The organism is Diaphorobacter sp. JS3051 (assembly GCF_015832135.1).
GTDB classification, from domain to species: Bacteria; Pseudomonadota; Gammaproteobacteria; order Burkholderiales; family Burkholderiaceae_C; genus Diaphorobacter; species Diaphorobacter nitroreducens.
Window position 1 is genome coordinate 2,499,961 of sequence record NZ_CP065406.1, and the last position, 16,386, is coordinate 2,516,346.

Here is a 16,386-nt window from a genome sequence, read left to right on the forward strand (position 1 = left end):
CCTGCCTCTTTTGAAAAGCCCCGCACGCATGTCCCTCATCAGCCCCTTCTCCCGCCGCCTGTACCTGCGCATCTGGCTGGCCGTGGTCGGGGGCGTGCTGGTGTTCGCCTTCGCCGTGGGCATGGCCTGGCGCTGGGCGGCCGAGCAGAACCAGCAGCAGCCGCCCTCGCGCGAGATCCGCATCACGGACGCCGCGGGCCGCACGCTGGTGGATGGCGTGGGCCTGCGCCAGCGGCGCGACCCCAGCGAAGGCGTGCTCTACCGCATCGAGAGCGCCACAGGTGAGGTGTACGAGATGCACCTGTCCCCGCGCCCGCCCCGCCCGCGCCCCGACGAGCGCGGTCCCGCCGCGTGGTTCCGCCCGCCCTTCGGCTTTCTGTGGATGCTCGCGCTGGTGGGCATTGCCGTGACCGTGGGGGTGTTCCCCATCATCCGGCGGCTGCTGCAGCGGCTGGAGCAGCTGCAGCGCAGCGTGCAGCGCTTTGGCGAGGGCGACTTGTCGGTGCGCGTGGCCGAGCAGGGCCATGACGAGGTGGCGGCGCTGGCGCGCCAGTTCAACGCCGCCGCCGCGCGCATCGAGACGCTGGTGCAGTCGCACAAATCGCTGCTGGCGAATGCCTCGCACGAGTTGCGCTCGCCGCTCACGCGCATCCGCATGGGGCTGGAGCTGATGCAGGGCGGCACGCCCTCGCCCGCATTCCGCGCCGAGATTGAACGCAACATCGCCGAACTGGACCAGTTGGTGGACGAGATCCTGCTGGCCAGCCGCCTGGATTCCGGCGCCGCCGATGTGGGCACGGTCGAGCCCGTGGACCTGGTGGGCCTGGCCGTGGAGGAATGCGTGCGCGTGGACGCCGAACTGCACGTAGGCTCCGGCGATGGTGCAGACGCCATGACGGCGCCCGTCGAAGTACCGGGCGTGTCCAAGCTGCTGCGTCGCGCCGTGCGCAACCTGCTGGAGAACGCGCGGCGCTACAGCCAGGGCGAGATCACCCTCACCCTCACGCGCGAAGGGCACGACGCCGTGCTGCGCGTGTGCGACCACGGCCCGGGCGTGCCGCCCGCGCAGCGCGAACGCATCTTCGAGCCCTTCTACCGCCTGCCGGGCGCCAGCGAACGCTCGGGCGGTGTGGGCCTGGGCCTGGCGCTGGTGCGCTCCATCGCGGCGCGCCATGGCGGCAGCGTGGTGTGCGAGGACCGGCCCGATGGCGCGGCGGGCGCCTGCTTCACGCTGCGCCTACCGGTCACACGCTGAGCGTCGGCGCACACGCCCTTGCCTCAGCAGGCACATTCGCCCATGTTGTAGGGTGGCGCTATTCCCGTTCCGCAAGGCCTGCCCATGACCGCCGCCGCGTCCTTCTTTGCACCTGCGCCGCCGCTGCAAGTGGCGCACTGGTTCAACACCCCCGAGCCGCTCACGCTGGACAGCCTGCGCGGGCGTGTGGTGGTGCTGCACGCTTTTCAGATGCTGTGCCCTGGCTGCGTGGAGCACGGCATCCCGCAGGCGCGGCGCGTGCATGAGGCGTTTGCGCCGGATCAACTCGTCGTGATCGGACTGCACACGGTGTTTGAGCACCACGCCGTGCAGGGCACGCCAGAGGCGCTGCAGGCCTTCATCCACGAATACCGACTGCGCTTTCCCATCGGCCTGGACCAGCCCGATGCACCGCGCAGCATTCCACGGACCATGCAGAGCCTGTCGCTCAGCGGAACGCCCAGCCTGGTGGTGCTGGACCCGCAAGGCCGCGTGCGCCTGCACCACTTCGGCCATCTGGACGATCTGCGGCTGGGCGCGCTGCTGGGCCGGCTGCTGGCGGAACCCACGCCAGCCGCCCCGGCGACCGTGCCCGCCACGGGCTGCGACGATGGCGGCTGCCCACTGCCCGATCAGCCCCGCCCATGAACATGACCCCCTTGCCTTCCCAACCCACGGCCCTGGGCACGCTGCGCGCCGTGCTCACCGGTCGCGCGCAACCCTACACCCGCCCCGGCAGCCGCAGCGCCATTGCCAAGCAGGCACGCAGCGGCCCCGTCGCCGTAGGCGCGGAGGGACTGGACGGTGACGAGCAGGGCGACCTGCGCGTGCACGGCGGCCCCGACAAGGCCGTGCACTGCTATGCATGGCCGCAGTACACGCCCTGGCGCGAGGAGCTGGCGGGCCACGCCACGGCGCAGGCGCTGCTCGCGCAGCCCGGTGCCTTTGGCGAGAACTTCAGCCTGGACGGCGTGCAGGAGGCCCAGGTGTGCATTGCGGACCAGTGGCGCATCGGCAGCGCCGTTTTCGAGGTCAGCCAGGGCCGCCAGCCCTGCTGGAAGCTGAACGACCGCTTCCAAGTGCCCGGCATGGCGCTGCGCGTGCAACGCAGCCTGCGCGCGGGTTGGTATCTGCGCGTTCTGCAACCCGGGACGGTGCAGGCGGGCGACACCGTCTGGCTGCTCGCGCGGCCGCAGCCCGCGTGGCCCATCGCACGGCTGCTGGAGGTGATCGACCGGCGCGATTGCACGCCCGCTACGCTGCGCGAAATCCTCGCTCTGCCGCTGCCGCCGTCATGGCAGCGGCTGTTCCAGCGGCGCCTGGACAGCGGGCAGAGCGAGGCCTGGGACGCGCGCCTGCAGGGGCAGCACTGACGGCCTGTCAGGCACGCTGCGGCCAGCGCCAGGCCGACCAGCCGTACATCGCCGCGCCGGCCACCAGCGCCGCCGCCGCCAGCATCAGCCCGCGGGCAAAGCCCTGGCCGGCATCGGCGTGCGCGAGCAGCCACGCCACCAGCGGCGGACCCGCGATCTGGCCCAGGCCGTAGACGGCCGTGACCAGGCTCGCAAAGCTGTCGGCAGACTGCGGCCACAGGCGCCGCGCTTCCTGCAGGCCGTAGAAGGTGATGGCCGTGAACGGCAGACCCACCAACGCGCTGCTGAGTGCAAAGCCCGCCGGCGTGGGCCAGACCAGCCCCAGCACGATGCCCAGCGCCTGCAGCGCATACGCCGCCAGCAGCAGCCAGCGCCGGTCCCAGGCGCTGGGCGCGCGCGTGCTGAGCGCCGCGCCCACGGCCACGCCCGCGCCGAACATCGGCCAGAAAAGGTCGGGCCAGGGTGAACCGGAGGGCAGCGCGGCACGCGCAATCACGGGCAGGAAGGTGGCGGTCACGATGTAGCCCAGCCCCGCCAGGCCGTATGCCACGGCGTGCACGCCGCGCGCCGCCAGGGTGCCGGCGTTTCCCGCCTGCGCGGCCGCGCGGGGCTGGGCGCCGGCGTCGGTCTTGACCGCGCGGCCGCGCACCACGGGCCACACGCCCACGCACAGCAGCACCGAGAGCACCCCGAAGACCACCCAGCCCGAGGCCGCACGCCACTGCGCCGCCACCATCGCGCTGGCGGCCAGCCCCGTGAGCACGATGCCCACGCCCGGCCCGCAGAAGATCAGCCCGCCCATGGCCGGGCGGCCCAGCACCGCCAGGCGCACCATGCACCAGGCCGCCACGTTCAGCAGCACGAAGGCGCTGGCGGCCCCGGCCGCAAAGCGCAGCGCCGGCCACGCGGCGGCCACGGGAAGCGCCATCGCCAGCGTGAGCAGCACCGTGGCCACCAGCCCGGCACGCGCCAGCCGCGCCGGATGCCAGCGCGCATAGAAGCCCGGTGCCACCCAGGGCAGTGCCATGCAGGCCAGCGCCCCCAGCAGGTAGCCCACGTAATTGGCCGTGGCCAGCCAGCTGCCCTCGGTGAGGGTCAGCACCCCGTCGTGCAGCATCATGGGCAACAGCGGGGTGAACGCGAACCGCCCCACGCCCATGGCCACCGCCAGCGCCAGCATGCCTGCCAGGGCCACGGCATGGGGCCGCTCGCTCCAGTGCAGGGCGGGCCCGCGGGGCGCGGGCACATCAATCGACGGGGTGGCTTGTGGTTCCATGGCGCGGTCTCCGGCGGTATGATCGCCATCAATCTTTTTTTAAGATGATTTTTCAACAAATCATCTCACAAACGTATCCATGGACCTGGTCGCACTGGAGATTTTTCGCACGGTGGCCCATGAGGGCAGCGTGACGCGGGCGGCCGAGCGGCTGGGCCGCGCCCAGTCCAACGTGACCACGCGCGTGCAGCAGCTGGAGGAGCAACTGGGCACCGCCCTGTTCCTGCGCGAGGGGCGGCGTATGGTGCTCACACCCGCAGGCGCCACGCTGCAAGGTTATGCCGAGCGCCTGCTGGCGCTGGCCGAGGAGGCGCGCCAGGCCCTGCACCCGGGCACCCCCGCCGGCCACCTGCGCATCGGCGCCATGGAAAGCACGGCCGCCGCGCGCCTGCCCGCGCCCCTGGCGCAACTGCATGCGCGCTGGCCCGCGCTGGTGCTGGAGCTGCGCACCGCTCCCTCACGCCAACTCGTGGAGCAGGTGTTGGCCCACGAACTCGACTGCGCCCTGGTGGCCTGGCCGCCGCCGGGCCTGGACGATGAGGCCCCGGTGCAGCGCACGCCCGTCTGGACGGAATCGCTGCTGCTGGCCCTGCCGGCCAGCCACCCGCCCGTCGAAACACCTGCCGACCTGCGCGTGCACACCCTGGCCGCGTTTGCGCACGGCTGCACCTACCGCCGCATCGGCGAAGACTGGATGCGCCAGGCCGGCGGCCAGGCGCCGCAGGTGCTGGAGCTGGCCAGCTACCCGGCCATCCTGGCCTGCGTGGCCGCCGGCCGCTGCGCGGGCGTGGTGCCGCAGTCCGTCGTGGACCTGCTGCGCACACCGCCCGCGCTGCAGTGGGTGCCGCTGGGCCGCTGCGAGACCGTGCTGGTGCACCGCCAGGGCTATGCCACGCCGGCGCTGGCCGCGCTGCGGCAGGTGCTGCGCGGCGAACCGGCATCCCCCGATTCCCCGTCGTCCAGGAGCTGAACCATGACCCCCCTCTTGCACCGCCTGCAGATCGCCCTGCCCATCGTCCAGGGCCCCATGACCGGCTCCGACTCACCGCAGCTGGCCGCCGCCGTCTCGCAGGCCGGCGGCCTGGGTTTTCTGGGCTGCGGCATGCGCGCGCCCCAGGCCATGCTGGAGGCCGCCGCCGCCGTGCGCGCGGCGACCGACAAGCCCTTCGGCATGAACCTGTTCGTGCAGCCCACGCCCACGCCCGGCGCCGCCGTAGTGCAGGCCGCCATCGACCGCCTGGCGCCGCTGTACGCCGACCTGGGACTGCCCCCGCCCGAGACCCCCACGCGCTGGTGCGAGGACTTTGCCGCGCAGTTCGAGGCGCTCATCCAGGCCCGCCCCGCCGTCGCCAGCTTCACCTTCGGCATCCTGGACGCCGCGCAGGTGCGGCGCATCAAGGGCGAGGCCGGCAGCTGCGTGATCGGCACCGCCACCACGCTGGCCGAGGCGCAGGCATGGGCCGCCGTGGGCGCGGACGCCGTGGTCGCCAGCGGCATGGAGGCCGGCGGCCACCGCGGCACCTTTCTGGGCGACTTCGAGGCCAGCATGGTCGGCACCCTGGCGCTGGTGCCGCAGTGCGTGGATGCGCTCTCCATCCCGGTGATTGCCGCCGGCGGCATCATGGACGGGCGCGGCATTGCGGCTGCCCAGGCGCTGGGCGCGCAGGGGGTGCAGTTGGGCACGGCCTTCCTCGCCTGCCCCGAGTCCGCCATCGGCCCTGCGCAGCGCGCCGCCATGGCCGACGCACAGGCCACGGACACGCGCGTCACGCGCATCTACTCCGGCCGGCCCGCCCGCGGCATCGTCAACACGCTGATGCAGCGGCTGGCACCGCACGAGGCCGCCGTGCCCGCCTACCCGGTGCAGAACGCGCTGACCGGCCCACTGCGCAAGGCCGCCGCCAGCCAGGGACGCGCGGACTACCTGTCCCTGTGGGCAGGCCAGGGCGTTGCCGCCGCGCGCGCGCTGCCGGCACAGCAGCTGGTGGCGCTGCTGGCGCAGGAATGGCAGGCCGCACTGCGGCGCCTGAAGGTTTAAGCCTTTTGGGGCTCTAGCGCTTTCCCATCAAGCGCCAGCAGCTATTTAATATATAGCAAAGCAGAGAATTATCGGAGGGCGGGGCGATCCCCATCCAGCCACTGCCCCGCCACGCTGTCCGGCAGGTACAGGCCCTGCGTCAGGTAGTCGTCCAGCCGCCGGCGGTCGGGCGAACGCAGTTTGATCAGCGGCGGCAGCGGCCCGCGCGCACGCATGAACAGCAGCCGCAGCTTGAGCGCGGCGCGGCGCCAGCGGCCCTGCACGTGCAGGAAGTACGGCCCCGACTCCGCCGGGGACAGGCTCAGTCGGTAGCTGCCGCCGCGCAGCAGGATCACCTGCAGCGCCAGGTGCATGGTCAGGTAGGCGGGCATGTCGATGCGCTGCAGCGCCTGCGTGTACAGGCCCTGGGCCTGCAGGTGGGCGATGTACTGCTCGCCGGTGCGGGCGATGACCTCCTGCGTGAATTCACGCTGCAGATCCTCGATGAAGGGGCTGCCGGGCGGCGCGGCCATGAACCAGTTCTCCACCACCGGGCGCTGGGGGACGCTGGTGTACTGCTGCAGGTAGTAGCCCACGAAGTCGGCACCCGTGCGCGCCTGCTCCTGCAGAACCCAGTCCAGCGGCTGGGTGAGGATGGTGCTCGCGTCCAGCCAGATGCCGCCGTGGCGGCGCAGCAACTCCAGCCGGATCCAGTCGGCACGCTTGGCGGGCAAAGCGCCTTCGAGCACCGTGGGTATGGCAGGCAGGTGCTGCAGCACGCTGCGCTCGTCCAGGATGCGGATCTCGAAATGCGGATGCAGGCGCCGCCAGTGGTCGAAGCAGCGCTGCACCAGCAGCGGCGGTGTGCCGCCCTGCCAGTAGCTCCAGAGAATGCGGGGAATGGCCGTGCGCGCGGCCGGCGCTGCGGCTGCGGTACCCGTGGCGTACAGCGTGAACACCGGCGCTGGAGCGGTCTCCAGGTCGCGCGGGCGCAGGCGGTACCAGCGCTTCAGCCAGCCCGCCAGCCACAGTTCGCCCCGGTGCTTCCAGTGGGCGGAGGATGGCGCATGCGACATGGGTCAGCCCTTTGCTTCGACCGCCACGACACCCCAGGCACGGCGCAGCCGCAGAGCGCGCAGCCACCAGCCGCGCCGCACGTAGGCGCGCAGCAAGGCCTGCGCCGACAACGGCGATGCCGCAGCGAAGTCGTCACGCAATCGCTGCGCTGCGGCTCGGCGTTCGGCCACGGGCAGATCGGCCCGCTCCAGGAAGCGCGCCGCGCCGGCAAGGTTGCGCGCACTCTGGTGTGCCAGGGCGAAATGCAGCGCCGCGCTGGCAGGCAAGGCCCCTTCGGCCTCGGCCGTGCGCAGCGCCTGGGCAAACGCGCCCAATGCCCGTGACTGATCGAGCGCCTTGGGCAATGTCATCGTCGCCAGAATGCTGCTGCCGCGCTGGCGGTAGGCCACCCAGGGCTGGGGCACGTAGCAATAGCTGCGCGCGCGCAGCAGGGCCAGCGGCATGGCGGCCATGTCCTCGAAGTAGCGGCCCGCGGGAAAGCGCAGGTCTGCGCCCCACAGCGCGCGCCGTGTGACCTTGGACCAGGCATGCAACTGCCCGGTCATCATCACGCCCGTCAGCAGCGCAGCGCCGTCGCGCTGAAGCCCCCCCGCCGGGCCGGCAAAGGTGGCGCGATGGCCCTCGCCGCGCAGCCGGTGCTTGAGTTGCGTACGCTCGCGCCACACCATGAAGTCGCACAGCACCGCATCCGGGGCATGGCGTTGCACGGTGACCTGCAAGCCGGCCAGCGCGCCGGGCAGCAGCTTGTCGTCGGAGTCCAGGAACCAGAGGTATTCACCGCGGGCGGCGTCGATCATGGTGTTGCGCGCCGCGCTCAGGCCCTGGTTGAGCGCGTGGCGCATCAGGGTCAGGCGGCCGGGCCAGCGCTGCGCCAATTGCTCCATGAGCGCGCGCGAGCCATCGGTGGAACAGTCGTCGAGCACCAACACCTCCACGCCTGCCCCCCCCTCCCCGGCAAGCGGCAGTTGCGCCACCTGCTCCACCACGGAGGCGAGACACGCTTGCAGATAGTCCTGCACGTTGTAGACCGGCACCAGGATGCTGAGCCAGGGCGCAGCCGGCGCGCGCACGGCGCCGCTCACTGAGCAACCTCCAGCCCCCGCAGCAGCAGGTCCTCGTACCGCTTCGTCATGGTCTGCAGGCTGTACAGGTGCCGGGCGTCTTCCTGCGCGGCCTGGGCCATGCGCTGCGCCTCGTCATCGCGCATCAGCAGCCGCTCCAGTGCGTCGGCCAGCGATGCGGGATCGGCATGCGCGGCCAGCAGGCCATTGCGGCCGTCATCGATGATTTCCTGCACGCCCACCACACGGCTGCCCACCACGGCGCAGCCTGCGGCCATGCCCTCGATCAGCGACAGCGGCATGCCCTCGTAGTGCGTGGCCAGCACGCAGATGCGGTGGCCCATGAGCAGTCCCGGCACATCACCGCAATGGCCCAGGAATTCCACCTGCCCGTCCAGCCCCAGGGCCGTGCACAGCTTGCGTGCGGCGCGTTGCGCGCCCGCCTTGCCGCCGCCGGCCAGCTTGACGGGCGGCGTGAGGCCGCGATCGCGCAGCAGCGCGACGGCGCGCAGCAGCGTGGCATGGTCCTTCTGGCGCGCAAAGCGCGCGGCCATGACGATGCCCGGCACACGGTCGACCCAAGCGGGATGGCGCGCCAGCTCATACGGCCCCAGCGCGATGCCGTTGGGAATGGCCACGGTCTTGGCGGCGGGAAAGTCACGCGCGAGCAGGCTCTGGCGCACGCCTTCGGAGACGCCCACGATGAGGTCGGTGCGCTCAGCCAGCCACAGCGCTTGGCGCAGCCGCCAGGCGGTGTAGCGCTCGCGGGAGTTGTGCTCTACATGCACCAGGTGGGGCACGCCGGCGATCAATCCGGCATAGCGGCCCCATAAATGCTCGCTGAACCCATGGGCCACCAGCACATCGGGTTGGAAACGCCGGCAGAGCGCGACCAGCTGCCAGATGGTGGCCACGTGCGCCCAGCCGGCCACGGTTTCCACCGCCAGCCCCTGGTCCCGCAGGGCCTGCACGCGTTCGTTGCGCGTGTGCCGCTTGCGGCGCAGCACCAGCAAGGCCTCGCAGCGGCCCGAAGCCGCGTGCGCTCGTACCAGATCCACGGCCACCTGCGTGGCACCGGAAAACCCGCCCGTCACGAAATGCAGCACCCGCGGCCGGCGCACGGCCGGGGTGCCGGCCGCGCCGGGAAGGCCAGGGGCAGACGCCGCAGACACCATGGCTGGCCTTATGCAGCCGCCGCCGCGGACCCCTTGCCCGCGTACAGCGCGTCCATGCCACGCACCGCCGACCAGGTGGTCATCACCATGAACAGGTAGAACATGATCCCGCTGTTGTGTGCAAAGAAGACCTGCGTCATCCCGAAGCCCGCGTACAGCAACGGAATGCACACGCCCGCCATGCGCAGCGCCAGCACCTGCGCACGCACCTCGGCCGCTTGCCCCGCGTAGGCGGCCATGCGCGCGCGGGTGGGCCAGAACATGCCCAGCGGCACCGCATAGAACAGCAGCAGCAACAGCACGCCCACAAGGCCCGCCTTGATGAACATATCCAGGGGTTCGTTGTGGGTGTAGATGTATTCAAGGATGGAGGGCTCGTACTGCCCCGCCGCCACCCGCTTTTCCTTTTCGGCCAGATACCCGCGCATGCCCCAGCCGAGGAGAGGCTTCTCCAGCCCCACCTCCCAGGCAAAGCGCCAATGCTCCAGCCGCTGACCCACGGAGGTGTCGGCCGCGCGTTCGGTGCCGTAGATCAGCACTTCCTGCTCCATGATGTCCCAGCGCTCTGCCAGCACCGCATGATTGGCTGCGCCCAGCACCAGCAGCGCAATGGCAGCGCCCGCCAGGGTGCGCCACAGTTCGCGACAGAAAAAGCGCCACAGCAGATACAGACCCCACGGCGCCGCCAGCAACAGCGCCAGCCAGCCGCCACGGGACTGTGAAAGAACAGAAGCGTTGAATGCCAACAGCACGGCGATACATGCCAGTGCTACGTCCCGACGGTTGAGATGCTCGCGCAACGCAATGGTCTGCACGGCCAGCATGGTGCCCAGCAAGAGTGCCAGATTGCCCCACTGAATGGCATTGGTCCTGCCTGTCGGGAAACCCGAGGCACGCGGAGCCCCTTCCACGTACACCTGCCACAGCGCGACGGCGCCGGCGCCCGCACAACCTGCCACCAACCCCCAGAACTGGGCGCGCGGCCGAGGCCCTACAGGGCTCACAAACAACAGGCAGGCAATACCCAGAGCGAATTTGGACGGTCGGTCCCATCCTCCCAGTCCCTCCAGGGGATTGGCCAATACCAACCAGAGGATGCCCATGCCGAGCATGATGGCCGCAAAGCTCCAGGTCCAGCGATCCTGCGGCAGACGAGGCCATCGGTGCGCAGAGCACAGCGCACCAACCAGCAGCAACACGGCGCCATAGGAGTAGCCTGACTGCACCGTCAACGCCAGCGCAGGCAGCAGGAACAAGGCCGCCGTGGCGACCCGGCGAGGCCAGGGGCCTGGGCCCAGAAGGTTTTCAAGGGTCATGAACAGTACGCAGCCCAGAGCCTGCGGATCAGCCCTGCAGTGATCAACGCACCACCGCCAACGCGACGGGGGTGCCAACACAGGCGTGGCGCGAACGCCGCATCAATGCCCGGCGTGGACAACCTCGCCCGCCTTCAGGCGGTACACGGTGCCGCAGTAGGGGCACTTGGCCTCGCCCGTGTGGGCCACGTCCAGGTAGACCTTGGGGTGGCTGTTCCAGAGCTTCATGCCGGCCTTGGGGCTGGGGCAATACACGCCGCCCTGGAGGTTGAGATCCTTGGCCAGCAGTTCAACGATGGCTTGTGACATGGGTTCAGACCTTGGTGAGCCAGTGGGCGTACTTGGGATTGCGGCCGTTCACGATGTCGAAGAAGGCCGATTGGATCTTATCGGTCAGCGGGCCGCGGCTGCCGCTGCCGATCTGCACGCGGTCCAGTTCGCGGATCGGGGTGATCTCGGCGGCCGTGCCGCTGAAGAAGGCCTCGTCGGCGATGTACACCTCGTCGCGCGTGATGCGCTTTTGCACCAGCTCCAGCCCCAGGTCCTTGCAGATGTGGAACACGGTGTTGCGCGTGATGCCGTTGAGCGCGCCGGCCGACAGGTCGGGGGTGTACACCACGCCGTCCTTGATGATGAACACGTTCTCGCCCGAGCCTTCGGACACGAAGCCGGCGCTGTCCAGCAGCAGGGCTTCGTCGTAGCCATCGTCGGTGGCTTCCATGTTGGCCAGGATGGAGTTGGTGTAGTTGCTCGACGCCTTGGCCTGCGTCATCGTGATGTTGACGTGGTGGCGCGTGAAGCTGCTGGTCTTCACGCGGATGCCGCGGGTCATGCCTTCCTCGCCCAGGTACGCGCCCCAGGCCCAGGCGGCGACGATCAGGTGAATCTTGTTGCCCTTGGGCGAGACGCCCAGTTTTTCCGAGCCGATCCACGTCAGGGGACGCAGGTAGCAGGATTCGAGCTGGTTTTCGCGCACCACGGCCTTCTGTGCCTCATTCACCTCGTCCTTGGTGAAGGGGATCGTCATGCGCAGGATCTTGGCGCTGTTGAACAGGCGGTTGGTGTGCTCTTCCAGGCGGAAGATGGCCGTGCCCTGCTCCGTCTTGTAGGCGCGCACGCCTTCGAAGGCGCCGCAGCCGTAGTGCAGCGAATGGGTCAGCACGTGGATCTTGGCGTCGCGCCAATCCACCATCTGGCCATCCATCCAGATCTTGCCGTCACGGTCGGCCATGGAGGGAACAACGGGGCTCATGGAGATCCTTTTCGAGAGAACTGCGTGGGTCGCAAAGCACGCAATTCTACGATTCGCCCGCCGGGTTGGCGGCGGCAGGCGGGCCGGCGTCCTCCTGCGGGGCGGGTCGCACCAACTCCCAGCGCACCAGGCGACCGTTGACGAACTCGCAGGTCACGTGCGACTGCGTGCCGTCGGTCCAGCGGTAGAGCTCGGGCTGCTGGCCGTCCGCCGACAGCTGCTGGCCCAGCGCGCGCGTCATGGCGACCACGTGCAGCAGGTTCACACCGGCTTTCAGCTTGGCATTGAGCATTACCGCGCTGCCCACGTAGCCGATCGGGTGGTTACGCGCCTTCTGCATCACGTTCATGAGCCGCGTGTAATGCAGCAGCCCCCACATGACCAGCCCTCCGCTCACGGTGAGGATGCCCTGCGGACCATAGGCGCGGTAGGCGGCGATGACCAGGACGACGATGCCCGCCGGGATCAATATCTTGCGCAGATTCATGGCCGCATTGTCCTACGCAGCACCACCGGCGCCGCTGTGGAAGCTGCGTAGCCCCTGCGACACGACGCGTCAGTCCAGCCCGCGCACGGCAGTCATGGCCTCGTCCACGCGCTCCACTGCGTGGATCTCCAGCCCGGCGATCGGCTTCTTGGGCGCATTGGCTTTGGGCACCACGGCCACCGTGAAGCCCAGCTTGGCGGCTTCCTTCAGGCGCTCCTGGCCACGCGGCGCGGGGCGCACCTCGCCAGCCAGGCCCACCTCGCCAAACGCGATGAAGCCCTTGGGCAACGCCTTGCCGCGCAGGCTGCTGGTGATGGCCAGCATCACGGCCAGGTCGGCCGCGGGTTCGCTGATGCGCACGCCCCCGACGGCATTGACGAATACGTCCTGGTCGGCGCAGGCCACGCCCGCGTGGCGGTGCAGCACGGCCAGCAGCATGGCCAGGCGGTCGCGCTCCAGCCCCACCGACAGGCGCCGTGGGCTGGGGCCGCCGCCGTCGACCAGCGCCTGGATCTCCACCAGCATCGGCCGCGTGCCCTCCAGCGTGACCAGCACACAGCTGCCGGGCACCGGCTCGCTGTGCTGGCTCAAGAAAATGGCACTGGGGTTCGCCACGCCCTTGAGGCCCTTCTCGGTCATGGCGAACACGCCGATCTCGTTCACGGCGCCAAAGCGGTTCTTGATGGCGCGCACCAGACGGAAGCTGCTGTGCGTGTCTCCCTCGAAGTACAGCACCGTGTCCACCATGTGCTCCAGCACGCGCGGGCCGGCCAGCGCACCCTCCTTGGTCACGTGGCCCACCAGGATGACGGCGATGCCCGTGGCCTTGGCCATGCGCGTGAGGTGGGCCGCGCACTCGCGCACCTGGGCCACCGAGCCGGGGGCGCTGGTGAGCTGGTCGGAATAGACGGTCTGGATGGAGTCGATGACGCACACCGCGGGCTGCGTGGCCTCCACGGTGGCGAGGATTTTTTCGAGTTGGATCTCGGCCAACACGTTCACCTGGCTCGCATCCAGCCCCAGCCGGCGCGAACGCAACGCCACCTGGGCGCCGCTCTCCTCGCCCGTCACGTACAGCGTGGGCAGGCCCGCGCGCTGCAGCGCGTCCATCGCCTGCAAGAGCAGCGTGGACTTGCCGATGCCCGGATCGCCGCCGATGAGCACCACTCCGCCCTCGACCACGCCACCGCCCAGCACGCGGTCCAGTTCCTCGATGCCGCTCGCCGTGCGCGCCACCTCGGTCGCCTCGATGGCGGCCAGCGGCATCACCGCTTGCGCCTGGGCCAGGCCCGCGTACTGGCCGGCCCCGCTCAGGCGGTTCTTGCCCGGTCCGGCGTCGGGCACGGATTCGATCAGGGTGTTCCACGCACCGCAGGAGGGGCATTTGCCCAGCCAGCGCGGACTGGTGCCACCGCATTCGGTGCAGGAGAAGATGGTTTTTTCTTTGGCCATGGTGGCAGGACGCAGCGTAGGCCGGCGGTGGGCCGGCGCGGGGGATCTGTCCTATCCTAACGGGCAGTGCCGCCCCGCCGGGCGAACACCGACTCAGGAAGGACCCGCCATGCCCCTGCCGACACTTCGCCCCCTGGCCGCGCCACTGCTGACCGCCTGCGCACTGGCGCTGGCCGCATGCGACAAGAAGCCCGCCGATCCGCCGCACCTGCCCTCGGTCCCCGCCGTGCCCAAGCCCTCGGCGCCCGCCGCGCCCCTGCCCGACGCGCAGCCGGCCAGCGTGGGCTCCTGAGTTCCTGGCGCATCAAAAAAAGGAGCTGTCAGCGCTTGCCACAAGCCACATTCAGGTACTTATTGCATCGAAATGACCTGGGATTGAGCGCAAGCCGCTCCTCTTTTTATAGATACGATCATCCATCCTCGATCACGCCCGCCGTCCATGACCTCTCTCACCCTCTACTTCACCCCCGGTACCTGCGCACAGGCCGTGCGCATCGCGCTGGAGGAAGCGCAAGCACCCTATACCCTGGTCCGCGTGGACTTCGCCAGCCAGCAGCAGCGCTCGCCCGAGTACCTCGCGGTCAATCCCAAGGGCCGCGTGCCCGCGCTGGTGACCGAGCACGGAACGCTCACCGAGACCCCCGCCCTGCTGGCCTACGTGGCGCAGCGCTTCGCGGATGCGCGCCTGGCGCCCGCCGACCCCTTCGGCTTCGCGCGCATGCAGGAATTCCACAGCTACCTGGCCTCCACCGTGCACATCGCCCACGCCCACCGCCCGCGCGCCAGCCGCTGGGCCGACGAGCCCGAGGCCCAGGCCGCCATGCAGCGCAAGGTGCCCGCCAACATGACGGAGTGCTTCACGCTGATCGAGCGCCACTACCTGGGCGACGGCCCGTGGGTGCTGGGCGAGCAGTACTCGGTGGCCGACGGCTACCTCTTCACCGTTGCGAGCTGGCTCAAGAGCGACGGCGTGGACATCGCGCAGTTTCCCAAGGTGCACGCGCACTCCCAGCGCATGGCGCAGCGCCCCGCGGTGCAGCGCGCCCTGGCCTGACGCCCAGGCCCCCCCAAAAAAGGCCGGCGCCCCTTGCGAGGCCCCGGCCTGTCGCGCCCGCCCCGCCAAAGTCGCCGCCACCGCCGTGCAAAGGTGGTGCGGAGCCCTGCGGCCCGGGGCCGGCGGGCCAGCCGGCATCGGGCAGCAGGTCCAGCCCGTCGGGCGCATCACCCGCATCGCTGCGCCGGCGCAGCAGCCATGCGGCCCACAGGCGCAGCACCAGCAGATAGACCCCATATCCCACGCCCAGCGTGACCAGGTAGCGCAGCGCCAGCGACGGCACGCCCAGCGCCATCTGCGCATGGGACACCGCCCACATCACACCCAGGATCAGACTGCCGATGCACCAGCCGTGCAGCCGCAGGGCATGGCGCTGGCGCAGGCCCTCCTGCAGCCGCTGCGGCAGGCGCATGCCGCGCCACGAGGCGCCCGTGCGGCCGCGGACCCGGACCATGGAGGGAATCAGTCCTGCACCACCACGGGCACGCGCGGTGCCAGCGCGCACATCAGCTCGTAGCCGATGGTGCCGCCCGCTTGCGCTACCTCGTCGATGGGCAGCACGGCGCCGTTGGCGGCGCGGCCCCAGAGCGTGACCTCGGCCCCCAGCCCCGCGCCGGGCACGGGCGTGAGGTCCACGGCCAGCATGTCCATGCTCACGCGCCCGATGGTGCGCGTGCGCACCCCGTTCACCAGCACGGGCGTGCCGGTATCGCAGTGGCGTGGATAACCGTCGGCATAGCCGCAGGCCACGACACCGATGCCCAGCGGCCCCTGCGCCGTGAAGCGCGAGCCGTAGCCCACGGTGTCGCCCGCCTGCAGCTGCTGCACGCCGATGATGCGCGAAGCCAGCGTCATGGTGGGCTGCAGGTCCCAGTCGGCCGCGCGGCGCTCGGGATGGTCGGGCGCGCTGCCGTACAGCACGATGCCCGCGCGCACCCAGTCCAGCCGCACCTGCGCATCACCGCCGTGGCGCAGCAGCGCGGCGCTGTTGGCGATGCAACGCTCGCCCGGCAGGTCCTGCGTGGCGGCCTGGAACGCCTGCACCTGGTGCGCGATGCCGCGCGAGCCGTCGGCGTCGCTGAAGTGGGTCATGCACGAGATCTCGTCCACCTGGGGCAGCGCGTTCAGGCGCGCCCAGGCGCTGCGGTAGCGCTCGGGCGTGAAGCCCAGGCGGTTCATGCCGGAGTTCATCTTGAGGAACACGCGGTGCGGCACCTGCGTCTTGTGCGCAGCCAGCCAGTCGATCTGCGCATCGCAGTGCACGGCATGCCACAGACCCAGGCGCGAACACAGCTCCAGGTCGCGCGGCTCGAACACGCCCTCCAGCAGCAGGATCGGGCCGCGCCAGCCGAGAGCGCGCACGCGCTCGGCCTCGGCCAGGTCCAGCAAAGCGAAACCGTCGGCGGCGCGCAGGCCTTCGAACACGCGCTCGATGCCGTGGCCGTAGGCGTTGGCCTTGACCACCGCCCACACGCGCGCATCGGGCGCGGCACGGCGCGCGCGCTCCAGGTTGTGGTGCACGGCTGCGGGGTGGATGGTCGCAAGAATGGGGCGCGGCATGGGGGTGTTTCTACGGACTGGACGGGGGCCA

General features: G+C 70.4%; 18 protein-coding genes. 7 read left to right on the top strand and 11 right to left on the bottom strand.

The window, feature by feature from the left end; translation table 11 throughout:
• The first annotated feature begins 28 nt into the window (after positions 1-28).
• The 3 genes from I3K84_RS12045 to I3K84_RS12055 all read left to right on the top strand — a co-directional run bounded on the left by I3K84_RS12045 (position 29) and on the right by I3K84_RS12055 (position 2,628).
• Positions 29-1,255: an ATP-binding protein gene (locus I3K84_RS12045; RefSeq protein WP_196994587.1), complete on the top strand. Its 1,227-nt coding sequence runs from the start codon at positions 29-31 to the stop codon at positions 1,253-1,255.
• An 84-nt stretch (positions 1,256-1,339) separates the two neighbouring features.
• Complete coding sequence (locus I3K84_RS12050; RefSeq protein ID WP_196994588.1) at positions 1,340-1,903, top strand: redoxin domain-containing protein; 564 nt, start codon at positions 1,340-1,342, stop codon at positions 1,901-1,903.
• Positions 1,900-2,628 (top strand): MOSC domain-containing protein, encoded by a 729-nt coding sequence (locus I3K84_RS12055; protein ID WP_196994589.1) that lies wholly within the window; start codon positions 1,900-1,902, stop codon positions 2,626-2,628. The genes I3K84_RS12050 and I3K84_RS12055 overlap by 4 nt, the downstream gene beginning before the upstream one ends.
• Before the next feature lie 7 nt (positions 2,629-2,635).
• On the opposite strand, the gene I3K84_RS12060 is transcribed toward I3K84_RS12055, so the two are convergent.
• On the bottom strand, positions 2,636-3,904 hold the full coding sequence (locus I3K84_RS12060; RefSeq protein ID WP_196994590.1) for a YbfB/YjiJ family MFS transporter: 1,269 nt from the start codon (positions 3,902-3,904) through the stop codon (positions 2,636-2,638).
• A 79-nt stretch (positions 3,905-3,983) separates the two neighbouring features.
• Between I3K84_RS12060 and I3K84_RS12065 the strand changes: the two genes are divergently transcribed.
• On the top strand, positions 3,984-4,874 hold the full coding sequence (locus I3K84_RS12065) for a LysR family transcriptional regulator (protein ID WP_196994591.1): 891 nt from the start codon (positions 3,984-3,986) through the stop codon (positions 4,872-4,874).
• Positions 4,875-4,877: 3 nt separating this feature from the next.
• Positions 4,878-5,942 carry a nitronate monooxygenase family protein gene (locus I3K84_RS12070; protein ID WP_196994592.1) on the top strand — a complete coding sequence of 355 codons (1,065 nt, stop codon included), beginning with the start codon at positions 4,878-4,880 and terminating at the stop codon, positions 5,940-5,942.
• A 68-nt stretch (positions 5,943-6,010) separates the two neighbouring features.
• Here I3K84_RS12070 and I3K84_RS12075 read toward each other — a convergent pair whose 3' ends face one another.
• From I3K84_RS12075 to radA, 8 genes are all read right to left on the bottom strand, one after another.
• Positions 6,011-6,997 carry a glycosyltransferase family 32 protein gene (locus I3K84_RS12075; RefSeq protein WP_196994593.1) on the bottom strand — a complete coding sequence of 329 codons (987 nt, stop codon included), beginning with the start codon at positions 6,995-6,997 and terminating at the stop codon, positions 6,011-6,013.
• Positions 6,998-7,000: 3 nt separating this feature from the next.
• A complete protein-coding gene (locus tag I3K84_RS12080; protein ID WP_370567742.1) occupies positions 7,001-8,080 on the bottom strand; it encodes a glycosyltransferase family 2 protein in 1,080 nt (359 codons plus the stop codon).
• Positions 8,077-9,234 carry a glycosyltransferase gene (locus I3K84_RS12085; protein WP_196994594.1) on the bottom strand — a complete coding sequence of 386 codons (1,158 nt, stop codon included), beginning with the start codon at positions 9,232-9,234 and terminating at the stop codon, positions 8,077-8,079. Before I3K84_RS12085 ends, I3K84_RS12080 begins: the two co-directional genes overlap by 4 nt.
• Before the next feature lie 8 nt (positions 9,235-9,242).
• Positions 9,243-10,550 (bottom strand): O-antigen ligase, encoded by a 1,308-nt coding sequence (locus tag I3K84_RS12090; RefSeq protein ID WP_172205380.1) that lies wholly within the window; start codon positions 10,548-10,550, stop codon positions 9,243-9,245.
• Positions 10,551-10,652: 102 nt separating this feature from the next.
• Positions 10,653-10,859: a zinc-finger domain-containing protein gene (locus tag I3K84_RS12095; protein ID WP_123675308.1), complete on the bottom strand. Its 207-nt coding sequence runs from the start codon at positions 10,857-10,859 to the stop codon at positions 10,653-10,655.
• Between the two features lie 4 nt (positions 10,860-10,863).
• On the bottom strand, positions 10,864-11,802 hold the full coding sequence (locus tag I3K84_RS12100; protein WP_196994595.1) for a branched-chain amino acid transaminase: 939 nt from the start codon (positions 11,800-11,802) through the stop codon (positions 10,864-10,866).
• 46 nt (positions 11,803-11,848) lie between these two features.
• A complete protein-coding gene (locus tag I3K84_RS12105; RefSeq protein ID WP_196994596.1) occupies positions 11,849-12,289 on the bottom strand; it encodes a glycerate kinase in 441 nt (146 codons plus the stop codon).
• 69 nt (positions 12,290-12,358) lie between these two features.
• On the bottom strand, positions 12,359-13,741 hold the full coding sequence (gene radA, locus I3K84_RS12110; RefSeq protein WP_011803649.1) for a DNA repair protein RadA: 1,383 nt from the start codon (positions 13,739-13,741) through the stop codon (positions 12,359-12,361).
• 109 nt (positions 13,742-13,850) lie between these two features.
• Here radA and I3K84_RS12115 point away from each other — a divergent pair, with 109 nt between their 5' ends.
• Positions 13,851-14,033 (top strand): hypothetical protein, encoded by a 183-nt coding sequence (locus I3K84_RS12115; protein ID WP_047350205.1) that lies wholly within the window; start codon positions 13,851-13,853, stop codon positions 14,031-14,033.
• Positions 14,034-14,180: 147 nt separating this feature from the next.
• Entirely contained in the window at positions 14,181-14,795 is a 615-nt protein-coding gene (locus I3K84_RS12120) for a glutathione S-transferase family protein (protein ID WP_012655299.1), read from the top strand.
• On the opposite strand, the gene I3K84_RS12125 is transcribed toward I3K84_RS12120, so the two are convergent.
• Entirely contained in the window at positions 14,698-15,249 is a 552-nt protein-coding gene (locus I3K84_RS12125; protein WP_231403315.1) for a hypothetical protein, read from the bottom strand. The two genes, I3K84_RS12120 and I3K84_RS12125, sit on opposite strands and share 98 nt — an antisense overlap.
• A gap of 8 nt (positions 15,250-15,257) precedes the next feature.
• Complete coding sequence (alr, locus tag I3K84_RS12130) at positions 15,258-16,355, bottom strand: alanine racemase (protein ID WP_103736852.1); 1,098 nt, start codon at positions 16,353-16,355, stop codon at positions 15,258-15,260.
• Positions 16,356-16,386: the final 31 nt, after the last annotated feature.

Coding starts and splice junctions, on each gene's coding strand:
- I3K84_RS12045 (WP_196994587.1), top strand. CDS start 29: ATGTCCCTCATCAGCCCCTTCTCCCGCCGCCTGTACCTGCGCATCTGG.
- I3K84_RS12050 (WP_196994588.1), top strand. CDS start 1,340: ATGACCGCCGCCGCGTCCTTCTTTGCACCTGCGCCGCCGCTGCAAGTG.
- I3K84_RS12055 (WP_196994589.1), top strand. CDS start 1,900: ATGAACATGACCCCCTTGCCTTCCCAACCCACGGCCCTGGGCACGCTG.
- I3K84_RS12060 (WP_196994590.1), bottom strand. CDS start 3,904: ATGGAACCACAAGCCACCCCGTCGATTGATGTGCCCGCGCCCCGCGGG.
- I3K84_RS12065 (WP_196994591.1), top strand. CDS start 3,984: ATGGACCTGGTCGCACTGGAGATTTTTCGCACGGTGGCCCATGAGGGC.
- I3K84_RS12070 (WP_196994592.1), top strand. CDS start 4,878: ATGACCCCCCTCTTGCACCGCCTGCAGATCGCCCTGCCCATCGTCCAG.
- I3K84_RS12075 (WP_196994593.1), bottom strand. CDS start 6,997: ATGTCGCATGCGCCATCCTCCGCCCACTGGAAGCACCGGGGCGAACTG.
- I3K84_RS12085 (WP_196994594.1), bottom strand. CDS start 9,234: ATGGTGTCTGCGGCGTCTGCCCCTGGCCTTCCCGGCGCGGCCGGCACC.
- I3K84_RS12090 (WP_172205380.1), bottom strand. CDS start 10,550: ATGACCCTTGAAAACCTTCTGGGCCCAGGCCCCTGGCCTCGCCGGGTC.
- I3K84_RS12095 (WP_123675308.1), bottom strand. CDS start 10,859: ATGTCACAAGCCATCGTTGAACTGCTGGCCAAGGATCTCAACCTCCAG.
- I3K84_RS12100 (WP_196994595.1), bottom strand. CDS start 11,802: ATGAGCCCCGTTGTTCCCTCCATGGCCGACCGTGACGGCAAGATCTGG.
- I3K84_RS12105 (WP_196994596.1), bottom strand. CDS start 12,289: ATGAATCTGCGCAAGATATTGATCCCGGCGGGCATCGTCGTCCTGGTC.
- radA (WP_011803649.1), bottom strand. CDS start 13,741: ATGGCCAAAGAAAAAACCATCTTCTCCTGCACCGAATGCGGTGGCACC.
- I3K84_RS12115 (WP_047350205.1), top strand. CDS start 13,851: ATGCCCCTGCCGACACTTCGCCCCCTGGCCGCGCCACTGCTGACCGCC.
- I3K84_RS12120 (WP_012655299.1), top strand. CDS start 14,181: ATGACCTCTCTCACCCTCTACTTCACCCCCGGTACCTGCGCACAGGCC.
- I3K84_RS12125 (WP_231403315.1), bottom strand. CDS start 15,249: ATGGTCCGGGTCCGCGGCCGCACGGGCGCCTCGTGGCGCGGCATGCGC.
- alr (WP_103736852.1), bottom strand. CDS start 16,355: ATGCCGCGCCCCATTCTTGCGACCATCCACCCCGCAGCCGTGCACCAC.